At 74.2% G+C, this 13,719-nt stretch carries 12 protein-coding genes; 3 read left to right on the top strand and 9 right to left on the bottom strand.

Features of this window, described 5'->3' with window-relative positions; genetic code table 11:
• Positions 1-2: 2 nt before the first annotated feature.
• The 5 genes from AB0N84_RS13700 to AB0N84_RS13680 form a co-directional block, all read right to left on the bottom strand.
• Positions 3-3,128, bottom strand: a complete 3,126-nt coding sequence (locus AB0N84_RS13700; protein WP_363547226.1) for a GH92 family glycosyl hydrolase — start codon at positions 3,126-3,128, stop codon at positions 3-5.
• A 51-nt stretch (positions 3,129-3,179) separates the two neighbouring features.
• Complete coding sequence (locus AB0N84_RS13695; protein WP_363547223.1) at positions 3,180-4,880, bottom strand: serine/threonine-protein kinase; 1,701 nt, start codon at positions 4,878-4,880, stop codon at positions 3,180-3,182.
• Positions 4,881-4,973: 93 nt separating this feature from the next.
• Positions 4,974-5,873 (bottom strand): phosphatase PAP2 family protein, encoded by a 900-nt coding sequence (locus AB0N84_RS13690; RefSeq protein WP_363547220.1) that lies wholly within the window; start codon positions 5,871-5,873, stop codon positions 4,974-4,976.
• A gap of 45 nt (positions 5,874-5,918) precedes the next feature.
• Positions 5,919-7,604 (bottom strand): bifunctional 3'-5' exonuclease/DNA polymerase, encoded by a 1,686-nt coding sequence (locus AB0N84_RS13685; protein ID WP_363547217.1) that lies wholly within the window; start codon positions 7,602-7,604, stop codon positions 5,919-5,921.
• 43 nt (positions 7,605-7,647) lie between these two features.
• On the bottom strand, positions 7,648-7,938 hold the full coding sequence (locus AB0N84_RS13680; protein WP_363547214.1) for a hypothetical protein: 291 nt from the start codon (positions 7,936-7,938) through the stop codon (positions 7,648-7,650).
• Positions 7,939-8,039: 101 nt separating this feature from the next.
• Between AB0N84_RS13680 and AB0N84_RS13675 the strand changes: the two genes are divergently transcribed.
• Entirely contained in the window at positions 8,040-8,261 is a 222-nt protein-coding gene (locus AB0N84_RS13675) for a hypothetical protein (RefSeq protein WP_363547211.1), read from the top strand.
• Between the two features lie 4 nt (positions 8,262-8,265).
• Here the strand turns inward: AB0N84_RS13675 and AB0N84_RS13670 are convergent, their stop codons facing one another.
• Positions 8,266-9,639 carry an L-serine ammonia-lyase gene (locus tag AB0N84_RS13670; RefSeq protein WP_363547208.1) on the bottom strand — a complete coding sequence of 458 codons (1,374 nt, stop codon included), beginning with the start codon at positions 9,637-9,639 and terminating at the stop codon, positions 8,266-8,268.
• Between the two features lie 88 nt (positions 9,640-9,727).
• Here AB0N84_RS13670 and AB0N84_RS13665 point away from each other — a divergent pair, with 88 nt between their 5' ends.
• The gene (locus AB0N84_RS13665; RefSeq protein WP_363547205.1) at positions 9,728-10,546 is read left to right on the top strand and encodes a shikimate 5-dehydrogenase; all 819 of its coding nucleotides are present in this window, start codon (positions 9,728-9,730) and stop codon (positions 10,544-10,546) included.
• Here AB0N84_RS13665 and AB0N84_RS13660 read toward each other — a convergent pair.
• From AB0N84_RS13660 to AB0N84_RS13650, 3 genes are all read right to left on the bottom strand, one after another.
• Positions 10,530-10,982 (bottom strand): SRPBCC family protein, encoded by a 453-nt coding sequence (locus AB0N84_RS13660; protein WP_363547203.1) that lies wholly within the window; start codon positions 10,980-10,982, stop codon positions 10,530-10,532. The two genes, AB0N84_RS13665 and AB0N84_RS13660, sit on opposite strands and share 17 nt — an antisense overlap.
• A 3-nt stretch (positions 10,983-10,985) precedes the next feature.
• The gene (locus AB0N84_RS13655) at positions 10,986-12,431 is read right to left on the bottom strand and encodes an NAD(P)/FAD-dependent oxidoreductase (protein WP_363547200.1); all 1,446 of its coding nucleotides are present in this window, start codon (positions 12,429-12,431) and stop codon (positions 10,986-10,988) included.
• Between the two features lie 221 nt (positions 12,432-12,652).
• On the bottom strand, positions 12,653-13,339 hold the full coding sequence (locus tag AB0N84_RS13650) for a hypothetical protein (protein WP_069713183.1): 687 nt from the start codon (positions 13,337-13,339) through the stop codon (positions 12,653-12,655).
• A gap of 100 nt (positions 13,340-13,439) precedes the next feature.
• Here AB0N84_RS13650 and AB0N84_RS13645 point away from each other — a divergent pair, with 100 nt between their 5' ends.
• A complete protein-coding gene (locus tag AB0N84_RS13645; RefSeq protein WP_182045283.1) occupies positions 13,440-13,715 on the top strand; it encodes a hypothetical protein in 276 nt (91 codons plus the stop codon).
• The last annotated feature ends 4 nt before the right edge of the window (positions 13,716-13,719 follow it).

Here is a 13,719-nt window from a genome sequence, read left to right as displayed (position 1 = left end):
GGTCAACGCTGTCCGTCCGCCGCGATCAGTTCGAGTTGCGTGAGCGGGATCGACGACATCGCGGTGAACGAGAACACGTCCCCCCGCGCCACGGACCGGAACACCCGGGTCTGCCCCGCGTGCTCGAAGACCGCGTCTTGCACGACCGACTCCCGGTCCCCGAGCGTCGTCCGCCACGAGTACGTCCCCGGCTCGGCGACCGTGACCGTCACGAGCGACGCGTCGGCGCCCGGCGTCGGCACCGACAGGGTCTCGCCGGGTGACAGCACGCGCACCGTCCTGCCGGTGTCGTCGGTCAGGGGCGAGGCACCGGCGGGCAGCAGGTCGACGGGGACGTCCCGGTACCCGTGCACCTCGGACGCGGAGACCGGCCGGGTGTCGGACGCCCACCCGGTCGGTTCCTCGGACAGCGTGAACACGATGCGGGACGCGGCGACGACGACCTCGTGCGGGATGCTCACCGACGTCCAGGGCGAGCCGTCGACCGTCACCGACGCGACGTACGCACCCGTGGAACCGTCGGCGACCTCGATGGTGGTGGGCGCGCCTCCCGGCTGCTGCAGCACCGTCCGCCGGACCGACGGCGGCACGAGCACGTACGTGCCGGTCGACGGCGCCAGCGGGTACAGGCCGATCGTCGCGAAGACGTACCAGGCGCTCATCTCGCCGTTGTCCTCGTCGCCCGGGTACCCCTGCCCGAGGTCGGAGCCGACGAACAGCCGTTCGAGGCACTCCCGGACGATCCGGTGTGCGTCGTCGTGCCGTCCCGTGAACATCGGGAAGAACGGGATGTGGTGCGCGGGCTGGTTCGACAGCCCGAGCATGCCCATCCGGACGTCCCGAGCCTCGGTCATCTCGTGGATGGCGAACCCGTACGAGCCGGACCGGTCGGTCGCGCCGGTCTCGGGCGTCGCGAAGAAGGCCTCGAGTGCGGCGTCGAAGCGGGCCGGGCCGCCGTGCAGGTCGACGATCCCGGCACCGTCGTGCGGGGCCGTGAACGCGGTCCCCCACGCGTTCGTCTCGGTGTAGTCGTCGCCCCAGTCGCGCGGGTCGAACGCGGCGCCGCCCCGCCAGGACCCGTCCGGCTCGCGTCCGATGAAGAAGCCGCGCTCGCGGTCGAAGACGTTCCGGTACTGCAGGGAGCGGCGGGCGAACCACTCCGCCTCGGCCTCGTACCGGCTGAGGTCCTCCGGCGTGGTGGCGCGCGAGGCGAGCAGGCCCGCCATCACCGCGATCCCCCAGTCGTTGATCGCCGCGTCGAGGGTCCAGCTCATCCCCTCGGAGGTCGCCGTGTCGACGTGGCCGCGGAAGGCGGCCGGGAGGCTCCCCTTCCGCCCGACACGCTCGTCCCGCGGGGGGACGGTCGCGTTCCGCACCGCGCTGCGGTACGCCTCCGTCAGGTCGAATCCCGGCACGCCCTTCACCGCGAGGTCCGCGAAGACCGTGTCGCTCGTGGTGCCGGTCATCACGTCCTCGGCACCGGGGGCGCTCCACCGGGGCGTCCACCCGCCGTCGTGGAAGTGCTCGACGAACCCCTGCGCGAGGGCGCCCGCCGTGTCCGGGGTGAGGAGCGCGAGCAGCGGCCAGGCGGTCCGGTAGGTGTCCCAGAACCCGTTCGTCGTCGTGAACGGTCCCTCGACGACCTCGGGCCCGGGCTCGTCGCGGATCGGGTCGACGAGCACCGACCCGTACGGGGAGCGGTGCCGCGGGACGCCGTCGCGAGCGGTCTCGCCGGCGCGGTTCGGGTACAGGAAGAGCCGGTACAGCCCGGAGTACAGGCTCGTGAGTTGGTCGGGGGTCGCCCCCTCGACGCTGAACGTGGCGAGCTTCGCCGTCCACTCCCCCTCGGCGTGCGCGAGCACCGCGTCGACGGATCCGGCGGCCGCGGCGTTCGCCCGGGCGTCCTCGACGGAGACGGTCGAGATCCCGACGACCACGTCGGCGGCGCCGGCGGTGCTGATCCAGCCGCCGAGCACGTCGCCGTCGACCGTGGTGTGGTCGGCGGTCGCGCCGCCGACGCGCACGTGCAGGTGGTGCGGCGGGGTGCCCGGGCGGTCGTCCAGCACGCACTCGACGACCGCGGTACCGTGCTCGAGCGACACGGTGACGTCGGCGACACGGCCGTGGTGGTCGAGCACGACGGACCGCGTACCGGTGAACCGGAAGCCGAGCGCGAAGTCGTGCGCCGTCATCGTCGCCGTGACGCCCTGGTCGAGGGCGACCCGGTACCGGTGCGGGCCGTCCTCTTCCTCGTCGTGGTCGAAGCCGAGCGCCCGGGCCACCCGGTCGGTGTCCGGGACGTCGAGCGGCGAGGGCATCACCTGGAAGACCCCGCGGTCCCCCATCCAGGGCGACGGGATGTGGCTCGTGGCGAAGGCCTGCAGCGCGGGACGCACGCGGCCGTCCTCGGTGACGACGCTGTGCTCGTGGTGCGCGTACGGCCACCGGTTGCTCGACGCGTCGGTCATCGGCAGGCCGAACACCCCGCCGTGCGGCAGCCCGACGAGCGGAGCGGTGTTGCCGCGGGAGAACCGGGACGAGGCCTGCGTGCCGCGGGTCGTGCGGACGTGCCCGAGCGGGGTGTCGGGGCCCGGAGGGGCCGGGGCGATCCGGACGTCGTCGAGCCAGCCGCGCAGGGCGGGCCGCGCGTCGGCGGACGGGGGCGGCGTGGCGGCGCCGAGCCGCGCCTCCAGGCGGTCGACGACCCGTCCCGCGAACGGCGTGAGGTCGACCGCACGACGGTTCCACTGGTCCACCCACTGGGTGCGCGCGGCGGACTGCGCGTCCGACGTCAGGGCGGTGCCGTACTGGTCCGTCGCGGTGCCGCCGACGCGCGAGCCGTCCGTGAACACGACGTCGACCACGAAGGCGGTCGCGTCCCAGAAGTGTGCGAGGTCGGCCTCGTCCGGTTCGTCGTGCCCCTCGGGCAGGGTGCGCTCGGGGAACCACACCCACGACAGCTCGTCGCCCGCCGCGACGGTCCGTCCGGCGAGCTCCGGGACGACGGCCACGACCTCGTCCGCACCGTCGGGTCGTTCGACCAGCCAACCCTCGGCCGAGGTCCAGCCGACGCCGTTCCGGGCCGCCACCGCCGTCGTCGGACCACCGCTCCGTCGCAGTTCACGCACCCGGCAAGCCTATTTGGTCCACCGTGTCGACGAAAGACCGACGGAGCCGCGTCAGCCCTTGCCGTGTCCCTTGCCCGGGCCCTCCGTGAGCGACCCCACGGTGGTGTCGACCGTCGTGTCGACCGCCCCGGTGCCGTCGCCCTTGTCCTTGCCCTTGCCGCTGTTGCTCCCCGGCCCGTTGCCGTTGCCGTTGTTCCCGGTCCCGCCCTGCGGTCCCTGCACGGGGTTCGACGCCGGACCGCCCGGCTGCGGGCCGACCGTCGGGTCGTCCACGGGCTGGCTGGGCTGCTGCTCGGGCTCGCTCGACTCCTGCGACGGCTCGCTCGGCTGCTGCTCCGGCTCACTCGGTTCCTGCGACGGCTGGCTGGGCTGCTGCTCCGGCTGACTCGGCTGCTGCTCCGGCTCGCTCGACTCGTCGGACGGGGTCGAGGACTGCCCGGACTCGGTCGGGGCGGGGGTGGTGTCGTCCCCGCGGTCCAGGGCAGCCAGCGCGACGCCGATCCCGGCGAGCACGAGGAGCACGACGACGACCGCGGCGATGATCGGCCCGCGGCGCCGCTTCGACCCGTCGTCGGCGGTGGCCGCGGTCCTTCCGGGCCCACCCGTACCGCCCGCTCCCGCAGCCGCAGCCGCACCGCCCGCAACCGCGCCGCCGGCGGCGGCACCAGCGGCCGCGCCGCGCTGGGTGCCGAGCACCGTCGTCGCGACGTCGTCGTGCCCCGACGGGCGAGGGGTGGGTGTCGTCCGGTCGTACGCCCGCGTGGCGTCGTCCGGACTGCCCGCCGCAGCTGCGGTGGGCATCGCCCGGGTCGCCTCGTCGGCGGATGCGGCGGCCGCGGCGGCTGCACCACCGGCGCCGAGTGCGGCACCGCCGACCGCCGCCGCGCCCGCCGCCGCGGGGGTGAGGGCTCCGGGGGCACCGGGCAGCAGCTGCGTGGCCGGCGCGCTCCCGTCGCGCTCCAGGGCCCGCAGGCGCCGTGCTGCCTCGGCCGCGGTCGGCCGCTCGGCGGGGTCCTGCGCCGTCATGACGTGCAGGAGCGTGCGCCAGGCGGTCGGAAGGTGCTGGTCGATGACCGGACCGCGGGTGAGCCGCGCGGTGGCCGACTCGACGGCGGTGCCGGGGAAGGGCCGCTCGCCGGTCAGGCTCTGCAGGAGCATGAGCCCGAGGGCGTAGACGTCGGCCTGGCCCGTGATCTCGCGCCCGAGGACCTGCTCGGGGGCGATGTACGCGGCGGTGCCGATGACGGTGCCGGTCCCGGTGACCCGAGCGGCGTCCCGGAGCAGGGCGATGCCGAAGTCCGCGAGCTTGACGTGCTCGCCGTCGCTCTCCAGGAGCACGTTCGCCGGCTTGACGTCGCGGTGCACGATGCCCTGCGCGTGCACCGCCGCCAGGCCCTCGGCGACCTGCGCACCGACCCGGGCCGTGGTCGTCGTGTCGAGGGGTCCCTCGCGCAACCGGGTGTCGAGGTCGCTGCCGGGGACGAGCTCCATGACGAGGTACGAGTCGCCGTCGACGTCGTCGAGTGCGGCGTCGTAGAGGGTCACGAGCGAGGGGCTGCGGAGCGCGGCGAGGGTCTGGATCTCGGCCTCGGCGCGGGCGCGCTCCCCGTGGTCGACCGCGCCGATGCGGAAGACCTTGACGGCGACCTCGCGGCCGAGCTGCTCGTCGACGGCGCGGTACACGGACGCCATGCCCCCGTGCCCGAGCGTGCCGGTGACGCGGTACCTGCCGCCGAAGACCCGATCTGCCATGCCGGGCAACCTACCGTGAGGACCTGACCGGGCATGCCGCCGCGGTGTGCCTGCCCGCTCCCCGACGACGTCGGTGCGGGTGCGCTCCCGCGTTCAGCGGACCGTCCCGTCCGACCGGTCCGCTGCACCACGGGTGGACGGCCGCGTGCGCTGCTTGACGGGCTCGGCACCGCGGTGCAGCGCCGTCAGGTACAGCCGGTGTGCGGTGACCACGAGCGCGAGCCACGCCAGCCCGAGGGCCCACGCCGCGAGGACGTCCGTCGTCCAGTGGTGTCCGAGGAACACCCGCGAGACGCCGATCGACAGCACGAAGAGCGTGCCGACGACGATGGTCCACACCCGGGTCACCGTGCGCGACTGCCGCAGGATGAGCAGGTACACGATCGTGCCGACCACCACGGTCGCGTTGAGCGTGTGGCCCGACGGGAACGAGGGCGAGTGCTCGTACGGCGGCACCGCGTCGGACAGCGGGGGCCGGGCGCGACCGATCAGGTCCTTGCCCGCGATCGTCATGAGGAGCGAGCCGCCGCTCGCCGCGACGAGCAGCACCAGGGGCGTCCACGCGCGCCGCTGCACGGTGAAGCCGACGAGGAAGCAGACGGCGACGATCGGCATCCCGATCGTGCCGGCGATGTCGGTCCACCACGTGACCGCCTGGTCCGCGAACGGCGAGCGCAGCGTGAGCATCCAGTCGAGCACGGGCCGGTCGAGCACGGCGACGTCGTCGCCCTCGCGGACGGCGTCGTACACGCCGGAAGCGGCCCAGGTCGCGACGACGGCGATGCCCATCCCGACCAGGAGCGTCAGGACGAGGACCGGCAGGGCGCCGTAGCGGCGGCCGAGCGCAGCCCAGGCCTCGGCGGTGGCGTGACCGGCCCGCGACCGCCACGAGGTCAGGTCGACCTCGCCGAGGTGCCGGTCCCCGGCGACCGCGGACCGCTCGGCCCGGGTCACCTGCTGCGCGGCGGTGTCGTCGTGGTGGTGTGGCTCCATCGACCCACCCTGCCCGGACCCGGCTGCGAGCACGTGCGTGTGCGCTCAGTCCTTCGCGGCCCCGTAGTCCCGCACCGTGGAGACCGACAGCGGGAACACCACGGGGAAGTCCCGGAAGAGCAGCCGCCCGGCGTCCGCCGCCGCCGCCCGGACCTGCTCGGCGACGAACGCGGCGTGCTCGACCGGCGTGTGCACCACGATCTCGTCGTGCACGAAGAACACCAGGTGCGGCCCGCTGGTCACCGGGCCCGGGAACCGCGCCGCGAGCCGGGTCCGCAGCGACCCCATCCACGCGAGCGCCCACTCGGCCGCGGTCCCCTGCACCACGAAGTTCCGCGTGAACCGGCCCCAGCTCCGGGCACGGGACTCGACCGCCCGCTGCTGGGCGGTCGTCCCGTCCACCGACCACGCGCGGTTGCGGGCGGCGAACCAGGCTTCGTCCGGCAACGGCGAGGTCCGACCGAGCAGCGTCGTGACGGGCTCCCCGCGTTCCCCCGCCCGGGCGGCCCGGTCGACCAGGCCGAGCGCGGCCGGGAACGCGCGCGCGAGCCGGGGCACGAGTCGGCCGGCGTCGCCCTGGGTCGCGCCGTACATCGCGCCGAGCATCGCGCCCTTCGCCTGCTGCCGGGTCTCCACCGCGCCCGAGGCCACCACGCCGTCGTACAGGTCGCGCCCGTCGCCCGCCGTCGCCATCGCCCGGTCCCCCGCCATCGCGGCGAGCACCCGCGGCTCGAGCTGTGCGGCGTCCGCGACGACGAAGGCCCAGCCGTCGTCGGCCACCACAGCACCGCGGACCGTCTTCGGCAGCTGCATCGCACCGCCGCCGTCCGCCGCCCACCGACCGGTGACGACCCCGCCGACGACGTACTTCGGGTGGAAGCGGCCGTCCTGCACCCACTCGTCGAGCCAGGCCCAGCCGTTCGCCGTGAGCAGGCGCGACAGGCGCTTGTACTCGAGCAGCGGGGCGATCACCGGGTGCTCGAGCTCCTGCAGCTCCCACTTCCGCGTGCTCGCCACCATCAGCCCCGCGGCCCGGAGCGACCGGAGGACGTCGGTCGGCGAGTCCGGGTTGAGCCCCGGGTCGCCGAGGTGTCCGCGGATCACGACCGCGAGCTCCTCGAGCCGACGCGGGCGCACCCCGGCGGGCACCCGCGGCCCGAGTGCGTCCTCGAGCAGGTGCTCGTGCACGTCCGCCCGCCACGGCAGGCCCGCGTGCAGGATCTCGGCGGCCACGAGTGCGCCGGCGGACTCCGCGGTGGTGAGCAGGCGCAGCGCGCCGGGCGTGGTCGAGGTGGCGACCGCGTCGAGCTGGCGGCGGAGCTCGGCGACCGGGTCGGCCGCGTCGTCGGCGGGCGCGACGGTGAAGAGCGCGTCGTCGAAGAGCGACGCCTGCGTCGCCCGGGTGGGACGGGCCTCCTGGCCGGGGGCGTCCCACGTGTCGGACGGGAGCCGCGCGAGGGCCGTGTCCCGCGCGGCGAGCGCACCGCGCAGGATGCGGCGGCAGAGTCGCAGGTCGGTGCAGCGGGCGACGCGGCCGCCGGCTGCGAGGACGGCGGGGTACCAGCGGGCCGTGTCGTCCCAGACCCAGCGGACGTCCGGTCCGTCGTGCGCGGCGATGAAGGCCGGGAGGCGCGGGTCGTCCAGCCGGGTCGGCTCGCCCGCCGGCTCCCCCGCGTCGGTCAGGGGCGTCGCCGTGACGCCGCCGTCGACGCGGTGGAGGACGAGGTGCACCCGTCGATCTTCCCCCGGACCACCGTCCCCGCCGGACCGCGGGTCAGTCGGCGTGGTGCGGGTCCTGCGCTGCGTCCGTGCGGGGGTCGGTGCCGGCGGCGTCGCCCGGGCGGACCGCCGCGGTGTCGGCGACGTCGATGCGGACGTCGCCGTCCTCGGCGCGCGAGACCTCGACCCGCGGGTCCGCGTCGTGCTCGTCCGAGCCGGACATGCGCCGGAAGGTGTCCTGCCGCCGTTCCTCGAAGGACATGTCGACCCCGTCGTCGAGCTCGTCGTGGTCGGGCTGATCGGGCTGGTCGGGCTGGTCGGGGTGGTCGTGGCCGGTCGCGCTCATGGTGCCGACCGTACGCGCGCGCGGCCCGGAGGACCGTCCGCAGGAGTCGAGGAGCACTCGCCGATTGTGTGCGTGATCTGGACAACCGGCAGGATGTCGGCATGCAGATCGACGCCACAGGAACGATGCCCTGGCGTCCGGTGACCCCGGACGACGTCCCGATGCACGCCGTGGTGCGCTACGAGGACCGCGGCCGGTCGGTCCTCGGCACCGCCGTCGACGTCCTCGACGCGCACGGCCGCCCCTCGCTCATCGTGCTCGACGACGACGGGCAGCGGCACGTCGCGCCGTGCGACGCCACGCTCGAGATGCGGGTCGACTGACCGCTCAGCAGAGCGGGACGTTCACCGCCAGACCGCCCATCGCGGTCTCCTTGTACTTCGTCGACATGTCGGCACCCGTCTGCCGCATCGTCTCGACCACCTGGTCGAGCGAGACGTGGTGCACCCCGTCGCCGCGCATCGCCATCCGCGCCGCGTTGATCGCCTTGTTCGCCGCGATCGCGTTCCGCTCGATGCACGGGATCTGCACGAGCCCGCCGATCGGGTCGCAGGTCAGGCCGAGGTTGTGCTCCATCGCGATCTCGGCGGCGTTCTCCACCTGCTCGGGACTGCCGCCGAGGACCTCGGCGAGCCCGGCGGCGGCCATCGACGCCGCGGACCCGACCTCACCCTGGCAGCCGACCTCGGCGCCGGAGATCGACGCCCGCTCCTTGTAGATCGAACCGACCGCCCCCGCCGTGAGCAGGAACCGGACCACGGCGTCGTCGCGGTCCTCCGGTGCGATCTCGGAGACGTAGGTGAGCGCGTAGGACAGCACCGCCGGGATGATCCCCGCGGCACCGTTCGTCGGCGCGGTCACGACCCGGCCGCCCGTGGCGTTCTCCTCGTTGACCGCCATCGCCGTGAGGTTCACCCACTCCATCGCGAAGAGCGGGTCGTGGTGCGGGTCGTCCCGGGTGAGCTGCTCGTACCAGTTCGCGGCACGCCGACGCACGGCGAGGCCGCCCGGCAGGGTCCCGGTCCGGCGGATGCTCCGGTCGACGCTCTCGCGCATGACGTCGTGTACGTGCAGGAGCCCCGCACGCACGTCCTCCGCGCCGCGGGTCACGGTCTCGTTCGCCAGTGCGATCCCGCTCACGGGCAGGCCCGTCGCGGCGCAGGCGGCGAGGAGCTCGGCGCCGCTCGAGAACGGGTACGGCACGGCGTCGTCGACGGGGATCGCGGTCTCTGCCACGGCTCCCTCGGTGTCGCTCGTGACGAAGCCGCCGCCGATCGAGTAGTAGGTCTCCTCGGCGAGCACGGCTCCGGCGGCGTCGGTGGCGGTCAGCCGCATCGCGTTCGGGTGCCGCGGCAGCATCGTGAGGGGGTGCAGCACGATGTCGGCCTGGCGGAACGGCACCGTCGCGCCACCGGCCAGTCGCAGTGACCCGGTGCGCTCGAGGTCTTCGAGCGCCGCGACCATCTCGTCGGGGTCGACCGTCTCGGGAGCGGACCCCATCAAGCCGGCGAGCACCGCGCCGAGGGTGCCGTGCCCCTGCCCGGTCGAGGCGAGCGAGCCGTACAGGTGGACGTCGATCCCGGCGACCGGCGCGTCGACGACCTCGGCGGCGAAGGCGGCCCCGGCTCGCATCGGCCCGACGGTGTGGGAACTCGACGGGCCGATCCCGACGCTGAACAGATCGAACACGGAGACCGGCACCCCTGCACACTAACCCGTCCGGACGGGCGGCCTCCGAGTCGGTCGGGCATGGACCGCTCCATCGGCGGCCGCGTGGGACACTCGTGCCATGCCCATCCTCAACAAGGACATGCAGGTCTGCATCTCGCTCGCGGCCCGCCCGAGCAACATCGGCACGCGCTTCCACAACTTCCTCTACGACGAGCTCGGGTTGAACTTCGCGTACAAGGCCTTCACGACGACCGACCTGCCCGGCGCGGTCGCCGGCATCCGCGCGCTCGGCATCCGCGGTTGTTCGGTGTCGATGCCCTTCAAGGAGGCGGCCATCCCCCTCGTCGACGTGGTCGAGGACTCCGCCGAGGCGATCCGGTCGGTCAACACCGTGGTGAACGACGACGGCGTGCTCACCGCGTCGAACACCGACTACGAGGCCGTCGCCGCCCTGCTCCGCACGCACGAGGTCGACCCCGCCGCCCGCGTGGTCCTGCGGGGTTCCGGTGGCATGGCGAAGGCGGTCACCGCGGCGTTCCGCGGCGCGGGCTTCGGCCACCTCACGGTCGTCGCGCGGAACACGACCGCCGGCCCCGCCCTCGCCGAGCAGTACGGCTTCGACTGGGTCCCCGTCGAGCAGCAGGCGCCGGAGGCCGACGTGCTCGTGAACGTCACGCCGCTCGGCATGCGCGGGGCCGACGAGGACGCGCTGGCCTTCGAGCAGGACCGCATCGACGCCGCGTCCACGGTCTTCGACGTCGTGGCCTTCCCCGCCGAGACCCCGCTGGTCCGCGCCGGGCGCGCGTCCGGCGCCCGGGTCGTCACCGGCGCCGAGGTCATCGCGCTCCAGGCGGCGCGCCAGTTCGAGCGCTACACGGGCGTCGCCCTGACGGACGACCAGGTGCAGCGCGCGAGCGCGTTCAGCCGCGCGGAGTGACGGCGGCGCGGCCCTCCGCGATCCAGCGCAGCCGGCGGATGCCCTCGTGGTTGCGGATCCAGATGCCCGGCTGGGCGAGGAACCCGGGGACGAGCGACACCGCTCCGCGCACGAACTCCTCGCGCAGGGTCACCCGGCAGCCGCGCGGGTGGGGTTCGACGTCGACCTCGACACGGGCCTCGCCGAACGGCCAGCCCCGCGCCTCGATGACCAGGCGCCGTGGTTCGTCCACCTCGAGCACCGTGGTGGTGTCGTCGATGACGAACGGCCAGATGCCGAACGAGTGGTGCAGCTCGCTGCCGACGGCGGGCCACGAAGGGTCCTGGCCGCGCATGCGCGAGGCGCCGACCACCCAGGTCGGGTAGAGCCAGCCGTCGCGGAGCACGTCGAAGACCTGCTCCGGGGTGCAGTGCATGATGCGGACGTTCTTGGCCACGGTTCAGTCCTCCGGTTCGAGGTCGACGTGCTCGGACAACCCGAAGGTGTGCGTGAGGGCACTGCGGGCGGCGTGCCACCCCGCCATGCCGTGCACCCCCGGGCCGGGTGCCGACGCCTCCGAGCACAGGTACATGCCGCCGCCCATGCGCCAGGGATCGGACGACAGGACGGGCCGCTTGACGAGCTGCCAGAAGCTCGCGGCCCCGGCGGCGATGTCACCGCCGACGTAGTTGGGGTTGTACTCGCCCATCTGCACGGCCGTGCGGCTGGCCGACTGCAGGATCGTGTCGCGGAATCCGGGGGCGAACCGCTCGACCTGCCGGACGATCGCGTCCGTGGGGTCGACGTCGGATCCCGCCGGCACGTGCGCGTACGCCCAGAAGACGTGCTTGCCGCGCGGCGCACGACCCGGGTCGACGACCGTCGGCTCCGATCCGAGCACGTACGGCCGCTCGGCGTGCTGCCCGTTCGCGACCGCACGCTCCGCCGCGGCGATCTCCGCCCGGGTGCCGCCGATGTGGACCGTCCCGGCCCGGCGCAGCTCCGTGTTCGTCCAGGGCACCGGGTCGGACAGTGCGAAGTCGACCTTCGCCGCCGCGTTGCCGAACCGGAAGCGTCGGAGGGCGCCGCGCTTCGGGGTCGGGATCTGCTTCCCCGCGATGCCGAGCATCCCCGGCACGCTCGTGTCGAAGAGCACGGCCTTCGCCGGGGTGAGGTCGGCGAGCGACCGGACCTCGCGACCGGTCTCGATCGTGCCGCCGTGGGCGACGAGGTCCGCGGCGAGCGCATCGACGATCGCCTGGCTGCCGCCGATCGGCACCGGCCACCCGCGGCCGTGCGCGTACGAGCCGAGCGACAGCGCCGCGGCGGCCGTGGACAGCGACGGCATGTGCTGGATGGAGTGTGCGGCGACCCCCGAGACCATCGCCGGTGCCACCTCGTCGCGGAAGCGCAGGTTCCACGCGCCGCTCCCCTGCTCCAGCGCGCGCAGGCCGAAGCGCGCCACGGTCAGCGGGTGCCGCGGCACGTGCATGAGTGCGTCGGTGGCGAAGTCGGCGACCTGGTCGGCGTTGCGGGACAGCGGCGCCATGAGGTTGCGGAACGCGGGACCGTCGACGCCCAGCGCCTCGGCCGTGCGCTCGAGGTCGCGGTAGGCGATGCCGGCGCGGCCGCCGTCGAGGGGGTGGCCGTACTGCACGTCGGGCAGCCGGAGCTCGATGCGGTCCTCCATCCGGAAGCGCCGGAAGAACTCGGACTGCAGCGCCATCGGGTGCACGGCCGAGCAGACGTCGTGGTGGAAGCCCGGCAGCGTGAGCTCCGCGGTGCGGGCGCCGCCGCCGATCGTGTCGTTCCGCTCGACGACCTCGACCGACAGACCGGCCCGCGCGAGCGTCACCGCCGCCGCGAGCCCGTTCGGTCCGGCACCGACGACCACCGCATCAACCATGGCCCGAGCCTAGGGTTCCGTGCTTCCGTGCTCGGTCAGACGACCGTTCCGCCGCGGGACGCCCGACCGCGCTGGCTGCCCGTTCCTTCCCAGAACGCCTGCGATGGCTGGTGGAACCGGGCATGCCTGGTGGAACGGAAGGACCAGGTACGCCCGGAACGACCAGGTACGCCCGGAACGACCAGGGCCACGCGCCGCTCCCGGGCAGGGACCGGCGAGGGTCAGGGGCGCGCGCTGTCCGCGTCCGCGGGGTCGGTGCCGTCCTCGGCCCCGTCCCCCTCGTCCGGCTCGTCCGCGTCCGCCGGCGTGGTCGCGGGCGACCCCGCGCCGGTCGGGTGCTCGGCGAGCAGTGTCGCGAAGTCCTCGTCGAGCATCTGCTGCAGGCGCTCGTCGCGGCCGACCTCGTAGTCGTCGGCGGGACGCTGCGCCCACCCGAGCCGTCCGACCACCGTCGTGCCGATGTCGTCCCAGGCACGGGCCCGGGCGTGCAGGACGATGCCGTCGACGAAGCCCTGGTCGTCGCGACGCCGGTCGAGCATGGTGGCGAGCTGCTCGTAGGTGGCCTCGCGCGTCCGGAGCTTCAGGTCGTCACCCCGCTTGTAGTCGTGCTGGTGGCGCGAGCGGCCCTTCTGCTTGCTCGAGGTCGCACGGATCTCCCGCATGCGGGCGGCGTCGCCGCGCTGCTCCTCGGCCATCCGGTGCAGTTCCTCGCGGGTCGCCTCGGCGATGAGCGCGTGGTCGAAGTACCCCTGGTCGCGGAGTGCGTTCGTGATGATCCGGTTCGCCACCGCGACGGTCACGGCCGCACGGGCGATGAGGAAGCCCTCGTCCACGGCCCGCTTGAGCTCGACCTGGCTCACGGGTCGGTCGCGGACATCGTGCTTGGTGCGTCGTCCGAACAGGGCCATGCTCCGACGATACCGGCGTGCGGCCGTCCGTCCGCAGGCTGACCCCGGATCCCGCCGCGGACGGACGCGGCCCGCTCGCCCGGCCCGTAGCGTCGAGTGCATGACCACCACGCAGACCCTCCCCCGTACCGGCCTCGGCACCGCGAGCCTCGTGCTCGGCATCTGCTCGCTGCTCGCCGGGTGGACCTTCTTCGCACCGGTCGTCGGCCTCTGCCTCGGCATCGCCTCACGGAGCCGCGAGCCGATGGCCCGCAGCCGTGCGGGCTGGGGCATCCTCCTCAACCTCGTCGCGCTGGCCGTGTGGATCCTCGCCCTCGTGCTGGTCGTCGCCTTCGGGGGCCTGGCGGTGTTCGCGAGCTTCGCCCAGACCCACTGAGCTG

The sequence above is a fragment of the Curtobacterium sp. NPDC089185 genome, from assembly GCF_040685235.1.
Taxonomy (GTDB): domain Bacteria; phylum Actinomycetota; class Actinomycetes; order Actinomycetales; family Microbacteriaceae; genus Curtobacterium; species Curtobacterium citri.
The sequence above is the reverse complement of the archived record's forward strand: the minus strand, read 5'-3'. Positions and strand labels throughout refer to the sequence as shown.

Excerpts from the sequence above, each read along its gene's own strand:
- AB0N84_RS13695 (WP_363547223.1), bottom strand. The coding sequence starts at position 4,880 with ATGGCAGATCGGGTCTTCGGCGGCAGGTACCGCGTCACCGGCACGCTC.
- AB0N84_RS13690 (WP_363547220.1), bottom strand. The coding sequence starts at position 5,873 with ATGGAGCCACACCACCACGACGACACCGCCGCGCAGCAGGTGACCCGG.
- AB0N84_RS13680 (WP_363547214.1), bottom strand. The coding sequence starts at position 7,938 with ATGAGCGCGACCGGCCACGACCACCCCGACCAGCCCGACCAGCCCGAT.
- AB0N84_RS13675 (WP_363547211.1), top strand. The coding sequence starts at position 8,040 with ATGCAGATCGACGCCACAGGAACGATGCCCTGGCGTCCGGTGACCCCG.
- AB0N84_RS13665 (WP_363547205.1), top strand. The coding sequence starts at position 9,728 with ATGCCCATCCTCAACAAGGACATGCAGGTCTGCATCTCGCTCGCGGCC.
- AB0N84_RS13655 (WP_363547200.1), bottom strand. The coding sequence starts at position 12,431 with ATGGTTGATGCGGTGGTCGTCGGTGCCGGACCGAACGGGCTCGCGGCG.
- AB0N84_RS13650 (WP_069713183.1), bottom strand. The coding sequence starts at position 13,339 with ATGGCCCTGTTCGGACGACGCACCAAGCACGATGTCCGCGACCGACCC.
- AB0N84_RS13645 (WP_182045283.1), top strand. The coding sequence starts at position 13,440 with ATGACCACCACGCAGACCCTCCCCCGTACCGGCCTCGGCACCGCGAGC.